19 protein-coding genes and 1 pseudogene are annotated in these 20855 nt (G+C 37.6%); 4 read left to right on the forward strand and 16 right to left on the reverse strand.

Annotation, left to right across the window (positions count from 1 at the left end):
- Nucleotides 1-639 precede the first annotated feature (639 nt).
- The 9 genes and pseudogenes from fliS to NBX03_RS12470 all read right to left on the reverse strand — a co-directional run bounded on the left by fliS (nt 640) and on the right by NBX03_RS12470 (nt 9691).
- On the reverse strand, nt 640-1017 hold the full coding sequence (fliS, locus tag NBX03_RS12435) for a flagellar export chaperone FliS (RefSeq protein ID WP_250228086.1): 378 nt from the start codon (nt 1015-1017) through the stop codon (nt 640-642).
- Between the two features lie 43 nt (nt 1018-1060).
- Nucleotides 1061-1435 carry a flagellar protein FlaG gene (locus NBX03_RS12440; protein WP_250228087.1) on the reverse strand — a complete coding sequence of 125 codons (375 nt, stop codon included), beginning with the start codon at nt 1433-1435 and terminating at the stop codon, nt 1061-1063.
- A 20-nt stretch (nt 1436-1455) separates the two neighbouring features.
- Entirely contained in the window at nt 1456-1896 is a 441-nt protein-coding gene (locus NBX03_RS12445) for a hypothetical protein (RefSeq protein ID WP_250228088.1), read from the reverse strand.
- A 15-nt stretch (nt 1897-1911) separates the two neighbouring features.
- Nucleotides 1912-4239, reverse strand: a complete 2328-nt coding sequence (gene fliD / locus NBX03_RS12450) for a flagellar filament capping protein FliD (protein WP_250228089.1) — start codon at nt 4237-4239, stop codon at nt 1912-1914.
- A 527-nt stretch (nt 4240-4766) separates the two neighbouring features.
- On the reverse strand, nt 4767-6614 hold the full coding sequence (locus NBX03_RS12455) for a heavy metal translocating P-type ATPase (protein WP_456298370.1): 1848 nt from the start codon (nt 6612-6614) through the stop codon (nt 4767-4769).
- Between the two features lie 297 nt (nt 6615-6911).
- Nucleotides 6912-7079: pseudogene (locus NBX03_RS16245) on the reverse strand (cation transporter); the annotation flags it as partial.
- A gap of 180 nt (nt 7080-7259) precedes the next feature.
- The gene (locus NBX03_RS12460) at nt 7260-7628 is read right to left on the reverse strand and encodes an ArsR/SmtB family transcription factor (RefSeq protein WP_250228091.1); all 369 of its coding nucleotides are present in this window, start codon (nt 7626-7628) and stop codon (nt 7260-7262) included.
- A 333-nt stretch (nt 7629-7961) separates the two neighbouring features.
- The gene (locus NBX03_RS12465) at nt 7962-8132 is read right to left on the reverse strand and encodes a DUF362 domain-containing protein (RefSeq protein WP_250228092.1); all 171 of its coding nucleotides are present in this window, start codon (nt 8130-8132) and stop codon (nt 7962-7964) included.
- Between the two features lie 254 nt (nt 8133-8386).
- Nucleotides 8387-9691: a CapA family protein gene (locus NBX03_RS12470; protein ID WP_250228093.1), complete on the reverse strand. Its 1305-nt coding sequence runs from the start codon at nt 9689-9691 to the stop codon at nt 8387-8389.
- Between the two features lie 452 nt (nt 9692-10143).
- Between NBX03_RS12470 and NBX03_RS12475 the strand changes: the two genes are divergently transcribed.
- Entirely contained in the window at nt 10144-11727 is a 1584-nt protein-coding gene (locus NBX03_RS12475; protein WP_250230278.1) for an ABC-F family ATP-binding cassette domain-containing protein, read from the forward strand.
- 253 nt (nt 11728-11980) lie between these two features.
- Here the strand turns inward: NBX03_RS12475 and NBX03_RS12480 are convergent, their stop codons facing one another.
- Genes NBX03_RS12480 through NBX03_RS12495 form a run of 4 tightly spaced genes read right to left on the reverse strand, consistent with a single transcriptional unit; the run spans nt 11981 to nt 14724 of the window.
- A complete protein-coding gene (locus tag NBX03_RS12480; RefSeq protein WP_250228094.1) occupies nt 11981-12307 on the reverse strand; it encodes an MGMT family protein in 327 nt (108 codons plus the stop codon).
- Nucleotides 12294-12881 carry an ATP-binding cassette domain-containing protein gene (locus tag NBX03_RS12485; protein ID WP_250228095.1) on the reverse strand — a complete coding sequence of 196 codons (588 nt, stop codon included), beginning with the start codon at nt 12879-12881 and terminating at the stop codon, nt 12294-12296. Before NBX03_RS12485 ends, NBX03_RS12480 begins: the two co-directional genes overlap by 14 nt.
- A 3-nt stretch (nt 12882-12884) precedes the next feature.
- The gene (locus NBX03_RS12490) at nt 12885-13658 is read right to left on the reverse strand and encodes an ABC transporter permease (protein ID WP_250228096.1); all 774 of its coding nucleotides are present in this window, start codon (nt 13656-13658) and stop codon (nt 12885-12887) included.
- Complete coding sequence (locus NBX03_RS12495) at nt 13633-14724, reverse strand: ABC transporter substrate-binding protein (RefSeq protein WP_250228097.1); 1092 nt, start codon at nt 14722-14724, stop codon at nt 13633-13635. The genes NBX03_RS12490 and NBX03_RS12495 overlap by 26 nt, the downstream gene beginning before the upstream one ends.
- A 412-nt stretch (nt 14725-15136) precedes the next feature.
- On the opposite strand from NBX03_RS12495, the gene NBX03_RS12500 reads away from it, so the two are divergent.
- The 3 genes from NBX03_RS12500 to NBX03_RS12510 all read left to right on the forward strand — a co-directional run bounded on the left by NBX03_RS12500 (nt 15137) and on the right by NBX03_RS12510 (nt 17570).
- Entirely contained in the window at nt 15137-16381 is a 1245-nt protein-coding gene (locus tag NBX03_RS12500) for a serine hydroxymethyltransferase (protein WP_250228098.1), read from the forward strand.
- A 608-nt stretch (nt 16382-16989) separates the two neighbouring features.
- Nucleotides 16990-17238: a GlsB/YeaQ/YmgE family stress response membrane protein gene (locus tag NBX03_RS12505; protein ID WP_250228099.1), complete on the forward strand. Its 249-nt coding sequence runs from the start codon at nt 16990-16992 to the stop codon at nt 17236-17238.
- Between the two features lie 101 nt (nt 17239-17339).
- Nucleotides 17340-17570 carry a CsbD family protein gene (locus NBX03_RS12510; RefSeq protein ID WP_250228100.1) on the forward strand — a complete coding sequence of 77 codons (231 nt, stop codon included), beginning with the start codon at nt 17340-17342 and terminating at the stop codon, nt 17568-17570.
- A gap of 189 nt (nt 17571-17759) precedes the next feature.
- Here NBX03_RS12510 and NBX03_RS12515 read toward each other — a convergent pair whose 3' ends face one another.
- From NBX03_RS12515 to NBX03_RS12525, 3 genes are all read right to left on the reverse strand, one after another.
- Nucleotides 17760-18098, reverse strand: a complete 339-nt coding sequence (locus NBX03_RS12515; protein WP_250228101.1) for a hypothetical protein — start codon at nt 18096-18098, stop codon at nt 17760-17762.
- Nucleotides 18099-18428: 330 nt separating this feature from the next.
- Entirely contained in the window at nt 18429-18989 is a 561-nt protein-coding gene (locus NBX03_RS12520) for a hypothetical protein (RefSeq protein ID WP_250228102.1), read from the reverse strand.
- Nucleotides 18990-19104: 115 nt separating this feature from the next.
- Nucleotides 19105-20640, reverse strand: coding sequence for an amino acid adenylation domain-containing protein (locus NBX03_RS12525; RefSeq protein ID WP_250228103.1), 1536 nt, complete (start codon nt 20638-20640; stop codon nt 19105-19107).
- Nucleotides 20641-20855 lie beyond the last annotated feature (215 nt).

Consider the following 20855-nt stretch of genomic DNA (forward strand, 5'->3'; position numbering starts at 1 on the left):
TACTTTATTTACTTTTTTATATTGCAAGCACTATTATAACAAATAAAGAGTAAAGTAGAAATATAAAGTTTTTTGCTGTCATTTACAATATTTTGCAATAATATCAATAACATTAAAAATAGTTTGATATCCCTAACTCATTTGATTGACACAGAAAAGCTTATCTGCTATAATATAATTAAGTTAGCAGTAGGTAACATTTTATTATTCCAAACACATTAAAGTATTCATTAAAGGAATCATTTTAAATTATAACAATCAGATATTTAGATGAATGGAGGGACTTGTATGGAATTTTTATCGGCACTGGCATTTGTATCTTTGATTCTTTCTATCAATTTCTATGTTACGAAAAAAACCTCCCATTACTCATCTTTTTTCAGAAGAAATAGGAATATTCATAGATAAACTAAAAAGCTGGAGACTTTGTCTCCAGCTTTTCATTTAAGCCGCAAATTCCGCTTAAATGGGTTATTGTAGGAAAGCATATTCTGTTTCAATGCTGTACTTGAAACGGAATAAACGCTGCTTTTGATCGTTCTATTGGTTATCGCTAAACCAAAATACCTGCCTTTATGCCAGTATCCAATAATCTATATAGACCCATGCAATAAAAATATTTATATACAGGATATCTTTTTACTTCTGTTTTGCAAGAACCATAGCCTGCTTCCATGTATCTCTTAAATCTCTTAAAAACCCTCTTACTTCTTCCAGTATTTCTATGCTTTTTTGCATATTGGCTTCAATGAGCCTTCTATGTAAATAATCATACATTAAGGCAAGACCTTTTGACACCTCATATTGCATATCAAGGGTTATTTGAAATTCTCTGATGATGTTTTGTACCTTTATGATGGTTTCGTTGGCCTTATCCAAATCCTTGTTTTCGATTGCAATTATGGCCTGATTGCAAAACTTTACTGCACCTTCATAGAGCTTTAAAGTAAGCTCCTCAGGAGACGCGGTTTCAATAGAATTGTTAGCATAACTGCTATATGGGTTTCTTATAGCCATGATTACCTCCTAATATTACCCAAACAGAAATTGAAAATTCAAGCTATATTTTTTCGTCCACTATAATTCCTGCAAGCTCCCACATTTTCGCAACAGCATCTAATGTTTTTTCAGGCGGAATCTCCTTTAGTATCTCTTTTGTGTTAATATCTATAACTCTTATTAAAACCCTGTGGGTAGCTTCATGATAGCTGTAGCTAAGCTGTTTATCAGTACCGAAAATCTTTTTATTGGCCTCTTCTATTACCTTATCGAAGTATACGGCATTAAATTCAGGGCCTTCCGCTTTATCGCCTATATCCTCATAGGAGGCTTGAGAACCCTTTTTGATTTTTTCTGTAGTTACAGCTTCTGTCTGATTTATGCCGGAAGACAAATTTCCGTTTTGAACTCCATTCTTAAGACTATCAACTTCCATATTAATAGACCTCCTATTTATTACTTCCTTTTATCAAAATAGTAACCGTTATACGCCGTCATATCTTCACTGTAAATATTGCGTATGCTTTTTCCTTCCTGCATGGTTTTCATATTACCTTTCAGATTGTTCACAATGCCTTCCGCTTTTTCAAGAAGCTCTTTATCAAGCTCGATTATCTGCGCCGCCAAGGATTTGATATTATCCCATAAAAGCCCAGCATCCTTGCTTAGACCAATGGGAAGAGTATCAATTTTTTCGGGGCTGAAATCTGCCTCCATATCCAGATTATGAATTTTATCCATAATCTCCTGTCTTTTCTCCACAAGCGCTATATAATTTTCCGGGTCCGTATCGGTTCCGTTAAAGCGAACAGATTTTGTGAGAAAAAGCATTTCATTAAGCATCTCTCTTTTTTGATTTAAATAATCAACCAATGAACTGCCGTTTTCACCGCTCATAGCTCACCGCCAAATCTATGCTAAACCAAGCATTGATTGAAGGCTTGCCATTTGATTGTTGTTTTTATTGATAGCTGCCTCCATTTTTGCAAAAAGCTGATAATAATAATTTTCTTTTTCATAAAGATATGTCATCATATCGGATATTTTCTGAGAAGAATCTTCAAGCTCCTTCTTAAGGGCATTGTTGGTTTCCGTATAAGAGCCTTTAATACCTGCTTTGTTGGATATGGTACCGTTTGTGCCTATAGCATCTCTTACAATATCATTCAGGCGCTCCGCTATGCCCTCAGAAGCTAACCTTTCTTGTTTTTTGCCCTTTGTGCCGTAAACAATATCGGAAGATTTAGTGAAAAACTCTGTAATCTTATCGCTATATTTTTCAAGGGCCGCATCTATTTTCGTATCATCTATTTCGAGCTTACCTTGTTCCGAATATTTATCGGTTGTCGTTATGCCCAGTTCATAAAGGCTTAATTTTGTGCCGTCGCTTAAAGTTACAGGCTGATAAAGCTGGTTTCTCATGGCAGAAGTAATATCTGAAAGGATACTGTCTCTATACAATATACCCTGCTTTGCCTTTTCTTCCCAAAGCTTGATTTCGTTTTCCGTCAATTCCTTCTTTTCATCGTCTGTAAGCGGGTCATAGCCTGAATATTTGCTGGCTTTGGCCTTTTTCTCGTTTACCATGCCGTTGATGCTTTCAATAAGCTCGTTATAGCCTTTTACAAATTCCTCAAGCAAGGTTTTTGCCTTTGACGTATCTTTGGATACGTTTATTTCTATAGGATCGCCTGTTATATTACCACCACCATCAATGGTTGAGGTTTCTCTTTTCAAGGTATAGGTAACACCGTCAATGATAAAGGTATTGGAGCTTCTCGATGTAAGGATGCCGTCAAGCTCGAATTTGGCATCTAAAGCCTCAGTATGCTTCATTATCGGGTCGCCGTCTTCGCCAACCTCCCCTACGCTAAAGAACGCCTTTGCCTCTTCGCTCATATCGATTACAGAAGTACTTCCCGTACCCTTTGAAGAAAGAGAAATTTCTCCTGAAAGCTTGCTGTAGGTCAATTCTACATTGGCGCCGCTGGCACTTATTTTGTTTATCATCTGTGAAAGTGTATCATCTGCATTAATTTCTATTTCTTTACCATTAATAGCAAATGTAGCACTGTCGCTGCCTCCAGCAAAAGCATTTGTGAAAATATCCTTAACCTTCATATTATCATTCACATAATTGCTTGATCCGCTTACAAAGCCACCAAATTTATCTAGGGTGCTGGTTTTTTCAAAGGCAAGGGCTTCTGTTTTGCCTAAAGCGTTTAAAAATCCCCCATCTCCGTCACTTATTTCTATTTTGGAATTTGTAAGTCCGTTGGTCTGGGCCTTTAATTTATCCCCTTCTAAATAAAAGCTTACGGAAACGCCCTTTAAAGACAGGGCATTGTTTATTTCGGAAACGGCGGCTTTTGCTGTTAAGGGCCTATCATCGTTATATTTTGAAAAATCAATTTCCACTGTTTTTACTGTGCCGTCTTCTTCCACATTTAAAGCAAATTTCTTCCCCTGAAGGCTTTTAGCTATATCGTCTGAAAATAAGACCTCTAAATCCGCTTTAGATACTCTGGGGTTTCCATCGGCAATAGAAAGGGTGTGGCCGTCTCCGTCCACTGTAATAGAAAGAACATCCTTACCTTCCTCTTGAACTATCTTAGCTGAAACCCTTGAACTTCCCTCGCTCGTTTTCCCAAAAGCTCCTGTCAACTTTTGATTTAAAGCCACTATATATTTATCAGTGATAGTTTTATCATCAGGTTCTTTTTTTATGGCGGCAAGCTCTTCTTCCGTAAAAGAAATTGTCTTTGTCACACCGTCAAGGGTGAGTTTAAAGCTGTCTTCAGCAGAAAGATTCTTTATTTTTTCTTCAGAAAGTGCTTCTATTCCTTTTATCGTCTTTTCGATTTTCCTAGTATAGGTATCCTTCGTGGCAAGCTGCAAAATATGAAGCTTATGGCTTCCGCTTACTGCCGATGAAGATGCCGATACGCTTACTGCTGAGGTATCCTGATCATTTATTTTCGCTATAGCACTTAAAACATTAAAATTAGAAGGAAGCATGATACTGTTGGCGCCGTTTGAGGCCCTTAGGAACTTATCCTGAAAGGTTTTAAGCTTATCGGCAACAGACCAGTAAGCCTCCTGCTTCCATGTAAGCAAAGTATTATTTTTTTGAAGCTTATAAAGTTTTTGACTTTCAGAAAGCATAATCTGCTTTATCATGCTTTCCGTATCTATGCCTGAAAGACCTGTCATTCTGTTCACATTTGAATACATAGCCATAATTATTACCTCCATTGCTCTACTCTAAAAACCATGTCTCTTTCAATATATATCGTCCAAATACATATTTACATTAATATTAAGAGCTTATTTTTTATATAATAATTCTCTTAAAGGAGGCATTGAAGTCTAGCAGGGTACTGCCCTTACAGACAAATATAAAAGCTGCTGTTCTTTTTCCTTATTTTCTCTTACCGTCTGTAAGCTTATAGTAGTACAATGGAGGTTCCTGGAGCAGCTTTATCTTAAATTCGTCAATAACCCCAGCATTATCAATTGCTTTTCTCTTATTTTAAGCCGTTCAAATTCTAGTATCCGCTTAGGAATATAGTAAATTTCTTATACAGAAGTAGCAAAGGCCCCTTCCCGGCAGACTCAAAAACACCGATTTCCTTCGGAAACGGTACATTTTGCGCTTTCGTGAATATATTGCTTTGCTGCTGTTTAACTTTAAATTGACTATATATCTCAGCCCATAAAAAAAGCCTTATTTCAAGCTTTCGCTTGAAATAAGGCTTTATAAGCTTTTACTTTGCTCTCATAGCGTTTAATATTGCAATGAGGGCAACCCCTACGTCGGCAAATACTGCAAGCCACATGGAGGCAAAACCAAATACACTTAGGAATAAAACACCAAATTTTATAATAAGAGCAAATGCAATATTTTGCTTTACTATTTTCATGGTTTTTCTTGCGGTTAATATGGCATCGGCTATTTTTGAAGGCTCATCAGTCATGATAACAATATCCGCCGCCTCAACTGCCGCATCAGAGCCTACGCCGCCCATGGCTATGCCTACGTCTACTCTTGCAAGAACAGGGGCATCATTAATTCCGTCGCCGGCAAAGGCTATTTTCCTTGAAGGATTTTGGGCATATATTTTTTCAATGGCTGCTACCTTTTCATCAGGAAGGAGCTCTCCGTAAACCTGATCAAGCCCCAAAGATGAACCTATGGTGTTTGCGGTTTCTTTCTTGTCTCCTGTAAGCATTATTGTATTTTTTATGCCAAGGCCCTTTAGCCTTTCTATGGCGTCCTTGCTGTCTTCCTTTATAATATCGGATATAACGATATATCCTAAATAATCCGAGCCGTAAGCCACATGGAGAATGGTTCCGAAGCCGTCAAAGTTTTTATAGGATATGCCGTATTTTTCCATAAGCCTTGCATTTCCGGCAAGTATATTTTTTCCGTCTAAAAGAGCCTTCACTCCGTGGCCTGCTATTTCTTCATACTCCGTAACTTCTGCCGAATCTTCCGAAAGGCCCGAAGCCCTGTATTCGCTTATAATAGACTTTGCTATAGGGTGATTTGAAAGCTTTTCAACCATATAAGTTGCTTTCAGAAGTTCTTCTTTGGAGTGACCTTCTTCCGGGCTTATGTTTGTTACTCTGAAAACGCCTTTTGTAAGGGTTCCTGTTTTATCAAAAACTACAGTGTCAACTGCCGTAAGAGCCTCAAGATAAGTGCTTCCCTTAACAAGAATACCCTTTTTAGAAGCAAACCCTATACCGCTGAAAAAGCTTAAAGGAACGGATATCACAAGGGCACAGGGGCAGGATACAACCAGGAATACTAAGGCCCTGTAAAGCCAGTCTGAAAACTCGGCCCCGGGAATCACAAGGGGAGGAACAACAGCCAGAAGAACCGCGGCCCCTACCACAGCAGGCGTATAAACCTTTGAAAACTTTGTAATGAATTTTTCTGTAGGCGCTTTTCTGCTGCTGGCTTTTTCAACCATTTCCATAATCTTTGCAACAGTTGAGTTGGAGTAATCCTTTGTGACCTTTACTTTAACTGCGCCTGTAAGATTTACACAGCCGCTCATGATGCTATCGCCTTCGTAAGCGCTTTGGGGAACCGACTCGCCTATGAGAGAAGAAGCATCTATCTGGGTTTTTCCTTCTATTATTATTCCGTCAAGGGGGATTTTTTCCCCGGGCTTAACGAGAATGATATCACCTATGGAAATTTTCGCCGGGTCAATGGTTTCTATTTTATCGCCTTTTACGAGATTTGCGTAATCTGCTTTCAGGTTCATAAGAGACTTAACTGACTTTCTCGACCTATCGACGGCCATATCCTGAAAGAATTCTCCCACCTGATAGAAAATCATAACGGCTACGGCTTCTTTATAATCACCGATGGCAAAAGCACCGATAGTGGATATACTCATTAAGAAATTTTCATCGAAAACTTCCCCATGAGCAATGTTTTTAGCGGCAGTAAGGACTACAGATAAGCCGAAAAGAAGATATGCCGCCAAATAAAACACAAAATTATATTGAGGAAGTATCGCTTCCGTAATTGCTATTATGAAAAATACAAAACCAAATCCGTAAGTAATAAGCCTTTTTTTCAGTTCGTCGCTTATGGCCCCCAGCAAAAATTCTTTTGAGCTTTCCTTTGAAGGGCTTTTGGCTTCTTCATGGCCATGGGAATGGTCATGCTCATGAGAATGGCTGTGATCATGTCCATGGGAATGACCATGATCATGACCGCAGGAGCAGGCCTCGCCTTCATGGCTATGACTATGATTATGGTCATGGTCATCATGGTCATGACCACAGGCATCTGAATGCACATGGGCGGTATGTACGGGAACAAATGCCTCTGTTTTCTCTTTTACCTTAACATGAGGCTCCAAAGATATAGTAATTTTGCTAATTGTATCTATAAGCTCTTCTTTATTGAGGTTATTGTATATAATAAGCATTTCCTGATTCATTAAATTAATATTTGCTTCCGATACGTTTTTTAGCTTGCTTACCCGGTTTTCAATTTTACCTGCACAGTTAGGACAGTTAAGCCCTTCCATAATCAAGCTTAATTCCGACATGTAGTTCACTCCAATCCTTTTACAATAATAAGACACTATAATTAAGCCCTGTTACTCCCTGCAAATCAAAAGAAGTAAAGGCGGAAGGCGGAAAATTTAAATTGCTGTAAGGTGACGGCCTGAACTAAATAACATTCAGAACAAGTTCTTGGGTTATTTGATTCAGTTGCTATAAATCATTTATTCATAAACCTTTTTGTGAAGAATATGGCTTATGCCTTGTTCGAGGAGGGTAGAAACGTGATTATCGTCCAGAGAGTAATATACTACTTTCCCATCTTTTCTGAATTTAACAAGGTCATTCTGCCTTAAAACCCTAAGCTGATGGGATACTGCCGATTGGTTTAAGCCAAGGGCCTCGGCTAAATCGCCTACACACATTTCCTTCTCCAGCAAAGCGCACAATATTTTAAGCCTTGTGGAATCGCCAAAAACCTTAAAAAAATCTGCTATATCATAAAGAACTTCATCTGCGAGCATTTTTTTTCTGGTTTCTTCTACGACATCCTCATGAATACAGCAAAGTTTGTCATCTTTCTTTTCTTCCATTTAGCCACCTACTTTATAATATGTTAACATATGAATATCTGTTCATATGTATATTAACTCATTTTAATTATAAAGTCAATAAGAATATAGTAAATTTAAAGTTAAACAGTAGCAAAGCCGTATATTCACACAGGTTCAAAAATGTACCGTTTCCAAAGGAAATCCGTATTTTTGAGCTTGTTGGAAATAGGTTTTTGCTACTTCTTTATATGAAATTTACTATAAAATAAAAAAGAGCCTTTCGGCTCAAAACTTTTTTCTTATCTTAACAGGCCTTTTTGCTTGTAAAAGGCAATAAAAAAAGCCCTAAGGGCTTTTTCTATGTATGATTTATTATTCTTCGTTAGGCGCTCCAACAGGGCAAACGCTTGCGCATGCTCCGCAGCTGATGCAAACGTCCTGATCTATAACGTAAATTCCGCTTCCCTCGGAAATACAAGACACAGGGCATTCCGGTGCGCATGCTCCGCAGCTGATGCAGCTGTCATTTATAACATATGCCATGATTTACTCCCCCTATTAATTTGAATATGAGTTCCGTAGTCGTATATGGAACTCTTTAAACAAATTATACAATATACAAGCATTAATTTCAAGAGATTTATGAAAATATAAAGGGCATATTCCGAATTTGCATAACAGAAAAATGCTTTATATTTGTTAGCTTAATCATACTGTATTTATTGCAGCTCATTAGTTTAGACTAACATTAATCATTAGTAGATTTTCAAAATTTTCCAAATTGTTTTATGCACCTTTTACGAAAGGCTGTCGTAATTTAAATTGGCCGTATTTTCGTAGAAAATATATTCCGGCTTCATTTCCGCAAGGGGTACTTCCTTTTCAAGATATATCCCCGTAACGGAAGAATGGACCCTTTTCAGCCTTTCAATATCCTTAGGCCTTAAATTATTGTTTATCCCGTTTTCATAATCTTTCAGGGCATCATAAACCGACAATACCCTTACATAGTCTTTTCCTGATAAATCCCTGAACTGAACCCATGTGGGAATAAAAGAAACTTTTTCAATAATTGCCTTATTGCCGTTAAGCTTAGATATTTCAAGGTTTAATATAATGCCCTGATCTCTTGGCTCCGTTCTCTGAGAGGATATGAAATTTCCCAAAGAATATATAATAAAAGCCTGTCTTCTGCTTCCGTCTTCTTCCTCAACTTCTTTTATTTCCATCGGCTGGAGCACATGGGGATGGCTTGCAAGAACGATGTCCGCTCCGTTATCCACCATAAGCCCTATCCATCTTTTAAATATTTCCTTAGGGTAAAGCTCATATTCATTACCTATATGGGGCATAACGATGATCATATCCGGCTCAAGTTTCTTTACCTCATTTAAATCCTTCAATATAAGCTCTTCATTTAAAATATTTATAAGATAGTCTTTGCCCTTTGGCACAGGTATGCCATTCGTACCGTAGGTATAAGATAAAAATGCAAGCTTAAGACCGTTTACCTCCACTATTTTATAAGTATTTCTTTCTTCTTCCGACCTGTAGGTTCCCACATGCTCTATATCCAAGCGGTCCAAAACATCAAGGGTTCTTAAAAGCCCTGCTTCTTTTTTATCCAGAGAATGGTTGTTGGCGGTAGTGAGAAGGTCAAAGCCCGCTTCTTTTATTGCCTCTCCAAAGGAATCCGGGGTGTTGAACATGGGATAATCGCTGTAGCCTATTTCCTTTCCCCCAAATACCGTTTCCAGATTGCCTACTCTGTAATCAGACCGGTCCAGATACTTTTTTACCATTTCAAAGTCATTGGAGAAATCATATTCCCCTGTTTCCTTTACATAGGCATCGTTCATCTGCCACGTATGTACCATCAAATCGCCTACGGCAGAGATGGAAACCCTCTTTATTTCATCTGCAGATGGCGGGCCGGAAGCCTTAGGCCCTACAGGAATCTGCGTATAAGTAAGAGAGGGCTTGTCTAAAGTAATCTCTTTCGCAGGGTCTATAATATTGCCGGAGCTTGGAGCGTCCTTAAATGAAAAAGAAATTATTAAACATACTGTTAATATTGCAGAAATGATTTTTACTTTCTTCATGCAATACCTCTTTTCATAAATAAATTAACATTCTTAAATTTCATTATAACATAATAGGGCAATTGAGCCTAACCCATAATCTGACAACTTATTTAAGAATTTAAGCTTAACATATTTTTTAAAATATGTTAAGCTTAAAAGGCTGTACTTATTCGTTTATATATATTAATATATATTAATGTGAGTTCGGCGAAATAAAAATTTTATCGAACTTATGAAACTATTCGTATAAATTTGCAGAAAAACACTGCAAATTTATACTTAACGTGAAAAGCCCTCCTGGCTTTCTCTTGGTAAACCAAGGGGTTCTATTTCATCAAACACACGTTATTTTAGGCGCATTATGAGAACTTGAATCGCCCGTTTTTATAATGCCAAACCATGCCATAATGCCGGCAGGTTAATTTAAACCTTAACGGCTATAAATAATCATATTAAGAGGAATGAAACAGATGCTCATTATTGAAAACTTAAGCCTTAGATTTGGCGAAAGAAAGCTTTTTGAAAACGTAAACCTTAAATTTACCCCGGGGAACTGCTACGGTATTATAGGTGCCAACGGCGCAGGAAAATCTACTTTTTTAAGGATTATATCCGGTGACCTTGAGCCTACCACAGGAGAGGTATTTTTATCCAAAGGAAGCAGAATGTCCGTATTGAAGCAGGACCATTATGCCTACGACGAATATAACGTTATGGATACGGTGATTCTCGGAAACCCAAGGGTCTATGAAATCATGAAATTAAAGGACGAAATTTACGCAAAAGAAGATTTTACCGACGAAGATGGTATAAAGGCGGCAGAGCTTGAAGGAGAATTTGCTCAGCTGAACGGCTGGGAAGCAGAATCAGATGCCTCGAAGCTTCTCCAGTCCCTTTCTATCCCTGAAGACATGCATTATAAGCAAATGTCGGAGCTTACGGGAAAGGAAAAAATAAAAGTATTTCTCGCTCAGGCCCTTTTCGGAAACCCTGACGTTCTTGTTCTTGACGAGCCTACAAACGATTTGGACATAAAAAGCATTGCATGGCTTGAAGAATTTCTTATTGAATACGAAGGCATTGTTATTGTAGTTTCCCACGACAGGCATTTCTTAAACAATGTATGTACCATGATCGCCGATGTGGATTTTGGAAGCATAAAGCTTTACACAGGAAATTACGATTTCTGGTACCAGTCCTCTCAGCTTGCATTGCAGCTTATGAGAGACCAGAACCGTAAAAAAGAAGAAAAAATCAAGGAGCTTCAAGCCTTTATCCAGCGCTTTAGTGCCAATGCTTCAAAAAGCAAGCAGGCGACTTCAAGAAAAAAGCTTCTTGATAAAATAGAGCTTGACGAAATAAGGCCTTCCACAAGAAGATACCCCTTTATTCATTTTAAACCGGAAAGAGAGGCAGGAAACGATATTCTTATGGTGGATTCCCTTTCAAAAACCATTGACGGCGTAAAGGTTTTAGATAACCTTCGGTTTACTGTAAATAAAAATGAAAAAATCGCTTTTATCGGAAGTGAAATCGGTATTACAGCCCTTTTTAAAATTCTTGCGGGGGAAATGGAGCAGGACAGCGGAACCTATAAATTCGGCATCACCATAACAAAGTCCTATTTTCCCAAGGATAATACAGAGTTTTTTGAAAACTGCACTTTGAATCTTATTGATTGGCTCAGGCAGTTTTCAGATGACGACAGCGAGTCTTATTTGAGAGGCTTTTTAGGAAAAATGCTTTTTGCAAGAGAAGAAGCCTTAAAAGAAGCTCAGGTGCTTTCCGGAGGAGAAAAGGTGCGCTGTATGCTTTCAAGGGCAATGCTTTCTACGGCTAATTTCCTTATTTTAGACCAGCCTACAAATCACCTTGACCTTGAAACTATCACGGCATTAAATGATTCCTTAATCGATTTTAAGGGAAATATCCTTTTTACATGCCACGACCATGAATTTATTCAGACTACGGCAAACCGTATCATAGAAATAAAGGACGACGGCTCCTATGTAGATAAATCCGTAACCTATGATGAATATTTAGGATTAGCTTAATTAAAATAAAGGGGTTGCCGTAAAACAAACTTGCGGCAACCCCTTTTTCGTTTAAAGCTCAAGAGAGCTTTAAACGAGATTCTATAGGAATAAATAGCGTATTTCAAGCTTTTCTTAGCTAAAGCCACTAAATACGCTATTTTCCGTAAATGTGGCAAAGCCCCGTTTGCGGAATTAATTTAAAACGCTGCGTATTCCTTAGGCCGCCGGCTATATTGAAGTTATAAGCGTTAACTTTTCAGCAGCCCTTTTTCTACCAACTTTTATTATCCAAAAAGAACTCCTTTTTGATGCGGTCTTTTTTGTCAAATTCAACTCCTTCTGAAATAAGGAGGGCCTTTTGTATTTCTTTGCTTTCAAATACATATCCCGGGGCAAGCGCTCCGCTTTTTGAAACCACCCTGTGGCAGGGAAGGTTTCTTTCTTTGGGAACATTTTTCATTGCCGTTCCCACAAGTCTTGCGTTTCTGGGCCTTCCTAAAATTTTCGCGATTTCCCCGTAGGATATTACCTTTCCTTCCGGAATGACTTCAACAATATCATATATCCTATTAAAAAACTCTGTATTATGATTTTCCATATGAAAACCTCACAATATTGCCGCCTATAAATTCCGCTTCAAAGGGGTCATGGGTAACCCATATAAGGGTTTTATCTTTACAGATATCTTTAGTATAGCGCATAACCTTCTTCTTCGTATCTTCGTCAAGGCCTTTAAAGGGCTCATCAAATATGAATATATCACTTTTGCTTAAAAAAGCCCGGGCCAGGGATATCCGCCTTTTCATTCCTCCGCTTAGCTCTCTTACGGGTTTTTTAAAACAGTCATAAAGCAAAAGCGCTTCTAATGTTTCCTTTACCTCGGAAAAATCAAGCCTTTCCTTTGATGCAAGGCGTATATTGGATAGGGCGCTTAAATTTTCACATAGCCTTTCTTCCTGAAAAACCGGAGAAATAAATTTGCCCTGAAGGCCTGAAACTGTTCCTGAATCCGGCTCCATAATTCCCATAAGAATATTCAGTAACGTGCTTTTTCCGCAGCCGGACGGCCCCATGATACAATGGGTTTTATGAAGCTCAAATTTCATATTTATATTGTCAAGAACCTTTAAATTCCCAAAGGATTTACTGATATTTATGATTTCAATGCTCATTTCTTACAGCCTTTCTATCTTTTCCATAAGCTTTTTAAGAAGCTCTATGAAGACCTTTTCAAATAAAAAACTTAGGGCAATAATCACTATGGTCCATGCAAATAATTCTTTTGTATCTACGAATATTTTAGCCTGATAAAGCTTTTCTCCTATGGAGCCTAAGGGAAGGCCGATGACCTCTGCGGCGATTCCCGATTTCCAGCAAAGGCCGAGAGAAAGGCTGCTGGCCGAAAGAAGAAAAGGCATCAGCTCGGAAGAATAGATATAAAGCGCTTTTTTAAAAGGGCTTATTTTAAAGACCTGCGCCATTTCCAAAAGCTTTTTATCTGTATTTAAAAGCCCTTGAAGCACATTTATGTATATAATAGGCAGGGCCATCATAAAGGATATAAAAACCGAAAGGTTCTTCGAAGGCATGAAAAGCAGGCAGATAATCGTATAAGATGCGACGGGAGAGGCCTTTATAACAGACATTGCAGGGTTTAAAAATGCTTTTACAGGCATAAATTTATAAGCCAAAGCCCCGGATAAAATGCCTCCGAAAAATGCAAATAGAAACCCTCTGATAACTCTTGAAAGAGAAAAATAGATGCTTTGCCAAAAACCAGGGCTTAAAGAAAGCTCAAATAGTTTTATGAATACCGAAACAGGAGATGCTATAAGCATCTCCTGTTTTACATAAACCGCCGCAAATTGCCAGATTAAAATCCAGCCTATAACAGGAATTATTTTTTTAACCGCTTTTCCAAAATTACGGAATATAGTAGAAACTTTCATTGGGCAGTGTTCCTCCTACCGACTTGGGATTCTCGCCGTGTAATACATTCAGATAGCCTTCAAGAGCGGTTTTCATTTCCTGCCCGTCAATATAGGTTATATTGCAAAAGGGTATTGCTTTTTCCGCTATAGCCGCATCGACAATACCGTATTTTCCCACAAGGGCGGCAGCGTCTGATAAGTTCGTGCTGCAAAATTCCGTAGATGCTTTGTATTCTTCGAGAAATATTTTAACGGCTTCGGGATTTTCCTCTGCAAATTCTTTTCTTACAACGATAACCCCGGTAACAAGAGTGCTTTCGCCCTTGGAAATAGTATTCCATTCCTCTGTCCAGTCAAGGGCCGTCCTTAAGCCTTCTACTTTGGCTTGAGCTGAAGTAACAAAGGGCTGAGGAAGAATAGCGATTTCGGCCTGTCCTCCTGCAAGCATGGGCAGTATTTCCGCAGCTTCCGATTTATATTCTATGGTAAGGTCTTTTTCCGGGTCTATGCCGTTTGCCTTTAAAACATAATTTACAGCAAACTCGGGGGTTGCGCCCTTTCCTGTGGAATATATGGTTTTTCCCTTTAAGTCCCCTATTTCCTTAATTGTTTCTCCTTTTTCAACTGCGTATAAAACACCTAAGGTATTTATTGCCATTACCTGAACTTTTCCTTCGGTATTGTTATAAAGAACGGAAGCAAGGTTTGCCGGCAAAGCGGCAATATCCACCTCGCCTTTAGAAAGCTTTGGCACTATTTCATCAGTAGTTGCAATGGTGAATTCATACTTATTTGTTGTTGTCCCTTCTTCAGCATCCGCCATAAGCTTTACCATACCCATTGCCGTAGGGCCCTTAAGAGCAGAAATAATTACGGTTTCTGCCTCTTTAATTTCTTCTGAAGTTTCTTCATCTTCCTTCTTCTCTTCGGAGAGCTGCTCTTCTGCTTTTTTAGGCTCTTGTGAAACATCAGCCGGATTCTCCTGAACAGGAGGTTCCTGAACGGCTTCTTCCTTTGCCCCGCAGCCTGAAAGAATCATCAGTAAAAATAAAACAGAAAAAATAATATTCAGTATTTTATTCATAAAAAACTCCTTTTGATTAAGCATTCATGCGTATTATAAAATTTGGAACTTTTCTATTCCATTTAAATACGCCTGTAAATTCATAACCTTATAATAATTACTATACTTTAAGGCCATTCATTGGAATAATAACACAAGTTTTTTTCATTTTCAATAATCTTTAATAGACGATGGACAATTATTTATTAAAAAAACCTGCATAATTTACGATTGTCATATGTTTTAAAAAACCTGCATTTTTTGATATATTTATTTTGGAATATTTATATAGAATTTACCACAAGTATGTGTTAAAATAAAAATAGCTGTATAAATTATTACAATATAATCCAAAATAAGTTATTAAATAGGTATTTTTTTATACCTATAATTATAGTTTTTACTATTAATATTTATATAGGGGGTTTATTTTATGTACGATTTAAAAATACTTTCCAAGACCGATCCTGATTTGTATTCTGCCATGATGCAGGAGCTTGCAAGACAAAGGGAGAACATTGAACTTATCGCTTCTGAAAACTTCGTTTCAGAGTCTGTTCTCGCAGCTATGGGATCTCACCTTACGAATAAGTATGCAGAAGGCTACCCTGGAAAGCGCTACTACGGCGGCTGCCAATGTGTTGACATTGTAGAGACTCTTGCAATCGAAAGAGCAAAAGAGCTTTTCGGTGCAGATCACGCCAATGTTCAGCCTCATTCCGGCGCTCAGGCAAATATGGCAGTTTATTTTGCAACCCTTAAACCCGGCGACAAAATTATGGGTATGAATCTTGCTCACGGCGGTCACCTTACTCATGGAAGCCCTGTAAGCATCTCAGGAAAATATTATCAGGTAGCAGCTTACGGCGTTGATGAGAAAACCGGCCGTATCGATTATGACAAGGCAAGACAGGTTGCCCTTGAAGAAAAGCCCCAGATAATAGTAGCAGGCGCCAGTGCCTATTCAAGAATCATAGATTTCAAAGCCTTCTCAGAAATAGCGAAAGAAGTTGGCGCTTATTTCTTAGTTGACATGGCTCATATTGCAGGTCTTGTTGCAGCAGGCCTTCATCCAAATCCTGTTCCATATGCAGACTTCGTAACATCTACAACTCATAAGACTTTAAGAGGCCCAAGAGGCGGATTAATCCTTTGCAAAGAGGAACACGCAAAAATGATTGATAAAGCCGTATTCCCAGGAATCCAAGGCGGCCCCCTTATGCACGTTATCGCAGGCAAAGCAGTATGCTTTAAAGAAGCTCTTGAGCCTTCCTTCAAAGATTATGCTCAGAAGGTTATAAATAATGCTCACGTTTTAGCAGAAGGCCTTAAGAAGAGAGGCTTTGACCTTGTTTCCGACGGAACAGACAACCATCTTATCCTTGTTGACTTAAGAAGCTCCAACATCTCCGGTAGAGACGCAGAGCACCTTCTTGACGAAATAAAAGTTACCTGCAACAAAAACTCCATTCCTTTCGATCCTAAAAAGCCCAATGAAACAAGCGGCATAAGACTTGGAACAGCTGCTGCTACATCAAGAGGCATGAATGAAGAAGATATGGAAGTTATCGCAGAAATCATAGCCCTTGCTATTAAAGAAAACAAGAAAGACGAAGCTTTAGCAAAAGTTAACGCTCTCGTTGAAAAATACCCTCTTTACCCAACAATCACGGAATAATGATAAAATAAAAGATAAAGAAGCTTTCTGCTTTATTTAATTAAAGTTCTAAAGAGCAACGTATGTAGAAATACATGCCTTGCTCTTTTTTTCTGCAAAAATAAATGATGGATTGCTTTTATTCTGCAATAGAGTTCTAAAAGAAGAAAACAAATAGACGATATGGTTAATTTGCTTTTATTCAACTTATAAGGATAGGACTTTAAAGGATATAAAAAATAAGAGAAAAGTAAATTGACAATACTACTATTTCATCTTTATTCAAGGATAGCGCAGAACTTCGATTTTTAGAAGAATACAACAATTGGCCTCGCAAAAGAAAAATCACAGCACCCAAAGCCTGAAAAGTAAAAAAATTTATATTTTTAAAGCAAACGCGTATAATATATAGTGAATAGCCTCAAGATAGTAACAAAAACCTATTTTTCATAAACGGCTTAGTTATAGTAGAAATGCTTATATTAAACCAAAAATACACGGTTTTTGTTACCGTAATTAAATTATTTTACTATAGTTAACAAATCAGAGTTTTTCCGCGGCGGAGCCTCTGATTTACAAAAAATGGTCCCAGCCGCAGCAAAAAATTTATTATAAGGATGTGAAACACTATGGGTATTATCGGATGGATTGTTATTGGTGCTTTGGCTGGATGGCTGGCAAGCATTATTACTGGAAACAACAAGAAAATGGGTACTTTTGCAAATATAGCCGTAGGTATTATAGGCGGCTTTATCGGCGGCTTTGTTATGAGTTTGCTGGGCGGTACAGGGGTTACCGGTTTTAATTTATGGAGCCTTTTTGTCGCCGTTATAGGTGCAGTCATCCTGCTTTGGATTGTCAATATGTTTCACAAATAAGGCTTCTGCCTTTTATACTTATGAAACTTGAAAACAGTCTTTTTGTTTCTAAGTTTCATAAGTTTTCTTACAGCTTATATTCTATAAAAACAGGAGGCTTAATGATGGAGGATTCTATTAAAAACAAAACAGATCAGCTTATTGGCTCTATTAAAGAAAATGTAGGAAAAGCTTTGGGTTCAGAGCAAATAGAGCTGGAAGGAAAATTACAAAAGCTTACCGGCGACACTATGGAAAAAACTAAAAAGATTGGAAAAGATGTCAAGGAAGCCCTTGCCGAAAAAGCAAACGATTTCATTGATTCTATAAAGGACCCGCAGGAAGATAAATAAACTTTACCTATACGCGAATTAAAGTAAAATAGTTGCGTTGTAAGTTTGCTTTTCCTTGATTTTATGCCTGTTTAGCGTCTTCTACTTACTACGGAAGAAAAGCAAATTTACTAAATAACTGAAAGGCCCCTTTCAAAAGAAAGGGGCCTTTCAGTTATATTGATTTTCTTGATTGCTTAAAAATATCGCCTAGACCGTAACATAAAGTATCGTGCAGGCAAGCATGATGCAGGCGCTTATTACAAACAAATTTATAAGGGTATCAAGGCTTGAACCGTTTTTTATGATAATCTGCTGTATGCCTTCATGCCTTTGCAATACCGCGTCTTTTTGGGCCTTCTGGATAGCCTTGTTTCCCTCTTTCAGCTTAGCGCTTATGATTTTTTCTGCTTCTTGCACAAAGTCTATACGGCCTTTACTTCTAATATTAAGCCCTGTATTTTTTTCCTTCATAACAAATATTACCTGCTCATAAGCCTGGAACTCGTCGCCGGGTATACATATGACTTTTCTGCTTTTCTTTTCCATATTCCCTCCATGACCTTGAAAGTATATTTATTTTTTAATTCAGCTGATTGTATTGAGGAATTACTTTTATAGTAATTTTCCATATACAGTAATTTTCTCCTGCAAAACTAAAAATATACATACATAGCAAATTTCTCATAAAGAAATAAGAAAAGCTATTTACTAAAGATTTAAAAGCATGAATTTCCCCGGAAACAGTAAATTTTGGAATCTATGCGGGTATATCCCCTTTATTATTGTTTTACTTTAAATTTACTATAGTAAATAAAGATAAGATATTTTATTATAGGCATAAAAAAGCCCGGCTTTCGCCGGGCTTTAAAGCTTTCATTATTCAGCTGCAAAAAGGAAACCGATTCTGGATAAGGTTAGCGCCATAAAGATGAAAAAAGCATATAAGGGCCATCTGCCCAGAAAATATCTTCCTTCTTTATAAATGTATAAAAATCCAAGACCTATACATAAATAAAAGCTAATGCTACTCATAAAGGGAATAAAAAGCTTTATAATGTTATTTATCCCGTAAGCTGTTATAAGCGTACCTGGAATAAGGAGCCCATTCTTATTTTTATTAAAATAAAGAGCGATAAAAGAGAATCCCACAAATAAAAAGCTCATGGAAAAAATAATGCCGTCAAGGGTTGCCTTAAGAATATTAAAGTGCGAAAAATTATCCACAAGGATTCCGCTTAGGCCTAAATACATAAGAAACGCACCTAAAATAAGCGACCAGCTTTTTCTTTTCGTCTTATATAAAAGAGAAAAGGCAAAGCCTAAAACCATAAGGGAAATGCTTCCGAAATTAATGACTACGTTTCCCTGCACAAAAAAGATTATGCCAATCAGAAGTACAATTATCCCTATAAATATTTGTTCATATCTGGAATTCATACGGCCTCCAAAACTACAGAAAAATTTAAAACATCGATTGTGTACCATATAGTAAAAGTAATATCCTTAATAATATATACTTTAATTCATCTTATTTGTCTGAACCGGATTCATTTTAAATTTTGCCTTCTGTCATAAGGGATTTAAGCATAACCCTGTCTATTTTCGAATTCGCCGTATAGGGGAACTTTTCCATAATTTTTATTTTCTGAGGAAGCATATATTTAGGTATTAAAGATAAAAGTCTTTTCTTAATATCCTTAAGGTTTAAATCTTCTGCTGCTTCCAGGAGAAGAACGATTTGGGTATTTTCATAATCGTAAAGGACACAGGCATTATCCACCCCTTCAAGGCTCTTTGCCGCCGTCTCGATTTCACCAAGCTCTATTCTGTTGCCTCTGTGCTTTATTTGGCTGTCCTTTCTTCCGGCGAACATAATAAGGCCGTCGGGAGCTTCATATACAAGATCTCCCGTGCAATACATTTTTTCCTCATATTTATCGTTTAAAGGATTTTGTTTAAAGGCATTTTCCGTAAGCTCTTTTTCTCCGTAATAGCCAAGAGAAATCCCGGAGCCTAATACGCAAAGCTCTCCTGTTTCGCCTTTTCGAACTTCTTTTCCTTCCTCATCAAGGATAAGAACGCTCATATTCCTGCAGGCTCTGCCGATAGGCAAAGGCTCATGGTCCTCAAACTCTTTGTCTATGATATAGTAAGTGCATACGTCGGTTATTTCCGTAGGCCCGTATAAATTGGCATAAAGCACATGGGGCTGAGTCTTTCTCCACACATTGAGCTGCTTATTGGGCATAACCTCTCCGCAGAAAAGAGCCTGCTTCAAATAAGGAAGCTTTGTTTCTTCAAGAAGCCCCGTATTGGCAAGGTTAATATAAATCGTTGGAACCCAGAAGATGAAATTTATTTTCATTTCATTAAGATATTCCAAAACCTTGGCCTGAAACTGAAAAAATACATCGGGGATAATAATAAGCTCTGCCCCTGTTTTAAGGCAGGCATAAATATCAAGAACCGTATTATCAAAATAAAAAGGCGATTGGTTTCCTAAAATTACGTTTTCATCGATTGCAAAGGTATCCATAAGCCAGTTTACATAATCTATAACGCCTCTGTGGGGAATTACAACCCCTTTTGGGTTTCCCGTAGAGCCGGAGGTATACATAATATAAACAGGGTCTGAATCCCTGACAAGCCTTAAAGCATTATCAATAAGCCCTCTGTCATGAAGCTCTTTTATAATTTCATCGTAGACAGCGATTCTTTCTTCTTCTATGCCCAATGCCTTTAATTCTTCTGCGTGGTCTGAATCCGTAATAATAAGCTCGGGAGAAAGATTCTTAAATATTCTTCCAAGCCTTTTTTCAGGCATAGATGTATCAAGAGGGATATAGGTATTTCCGCTGTACAGAATTCCCATAAAGGAAATAAGCACCTTTACGCTTTTAGGAAGAAATACGGCAATCATTCTGTTCTTCTTAAGCGCTCCAAAATGCTTTAAAATAGAAGTGCCCATGTTCATGGCAAGGTTTCTGTATTCAGTATAGCTTATTTTGATATCTCCATCCGTTACCGCCGTTTTAGAGCCGAATTTTTCTGCTGTTTCGTCTAATAAAATTACTGTAGAATTATACATATGCATCATTCCTTTGTAAAAGGCAATCGCCTATATTGACTTTAAAATACGTAATAAATTTAAGTTCATCTACTTAAAAAGTATAACCTATATACTATGGTTATTCAAGTTTCTTATTGTATAAAGGGCCTAAATAGGGTAAAATATGAATGAAATTAAGCTTACTTGCTATTATGCTAAAGGAACTTAAAAATGATACAAGCATAAGTTTGCAA

The sequence above is a fragment of the Anaeropeptidivorans aminofermentans genome, from assembly GCF_940670685.1.
Taxonomy (GTDB): domain Bacteria; phylum Bacillota; class Clostridia; order Lachnospirales; family UBA5962; genus Anaeropeptidivorans; species Anaeropeptidivorans aminofermentans.

Bases quoted from the DNA above. Each gene is read 5' to 3' on its own strand.
- NBX03_RS12465 (WP_250228092.1), bottom strand. From the start codon at position 8,132: ATGGCATATGTTATAAATGACAGCTGCATCAGCTGCGGAGCATGCGCA.
- NBX03_RS12485 (WP_250228095.1), bottom strand. From the start codon at position 12,881: ATGAGCATTGAAATCATAAATATCAGTAAATCCTTTGGGAATTTAAAG.
- NBX03_RS12480 (WP_250228094.1), bottom strand. From the start codon at position 12,307: ATGGAAAATCATAATACAGAGTTTTTTAATAGGATATATGATATTGTT.
- NBX03_RS12470 (WP_250228093.1), bottom strand. From the start codon at position 9,691: ATGAAGAAAGTAAAAATCATTTCTGCAATATTAACAGTATGTTTAATA.
- NBX03_RS12475 (WP_250230278.1), top strand. From the start codon at position 10,144: ATGCTCATTATTGAAAACTTAAGCCTTAGATTTGGCGAAAGAAAGCTT.
- NBX03_RS12445 (WP_250228088.1), bottom strand. From the start codon at position 1,896: ATGAGCGGTGAAAACGGCAGTTCATTGGTTGATTATTTAAATCAAAAA.
- fliD (WP_250228089.1), bottom strand. From the start codon at position 4,239: ATGGCTATGTATTCAAATGTGAACAGAATGACAGGTCTTTCAGGCATA.
- NBX03_RS12515 (WP_250228101.1), bottom strand. From the start codon at position 18,098: ATGGAAAAGAAAAGCAGAAAAGTCATATGTATACCCGGCGACGAGTTC.
- fliS (WP_250228086.1), bottom strand. From the start codon at position 1,017: ATGGCTATAAGAAACCCATATAGCAGTTATGCTAACAATTCTATTGAA.
- NBX03_RS12520 (WP_250228102.1), bottom strand. From the start codon at position 18,989: ATGAATTCCAGATATGAACAAATATTTATAGGGATAATTGTACTTCTG.
- NBX03_RS12490 (WP_250228096.1), bottom strand. From the start codon at position 13,658: ATGAAAGTTTCTACTATATTCCGTAATTTTGGAAAAGCGGTTAAAAAA.
- NBX03_RS12505 (WP_250228099.1), top strand. From the start codon at position 16,990: ATGGGTATTATCGGATGGATTGTTATTGGTGCTTTGGCTGGATGGCTG.
- NBX03_RS12510 (WP_250228100.1), top strand. From the start codon at position 17,340: ATGATGGAGGATTCTATTAAAAACAAAACAGATCAGCTTATTGGCTCT.
- NBX03_RS12500 (WP_250228098.1), top strand. From the start codon at position 15,137: ATGTACGATTTAAAAATACTTTCCAAGACCGATCCTGATTTGTATTCT.
- NBX03_RS12525 (WP_250228103.1), bottom strand. From the start codon at position 20,640: ATGTATAATTCTACAGTAATTTTATTAGACGAAACAGCAGAAAAATTC.
- NBX03_RS12460 (WP_250228091.1), bottom strand. From the start codon at position 7,628: ATGGAAGAAAAGAAAGATGACAAACTTTGCTGTATTCATGAGGATGTC.
- NBX03_RS12440 (WP_250228087.1), bottom strand. From the start codon at position 1,435: ATGGAAGTTGATAGTCTTAAGAATGGAGTTCAAAACGGAAATTTGTCT.
- NBX03_RS12495 (WP_250228097.1), bottom strand. From the start codon at position 14,724: ATGAATAAAATACTGAATATTATTTTTTCTGTTTTATTTTTACTGATG.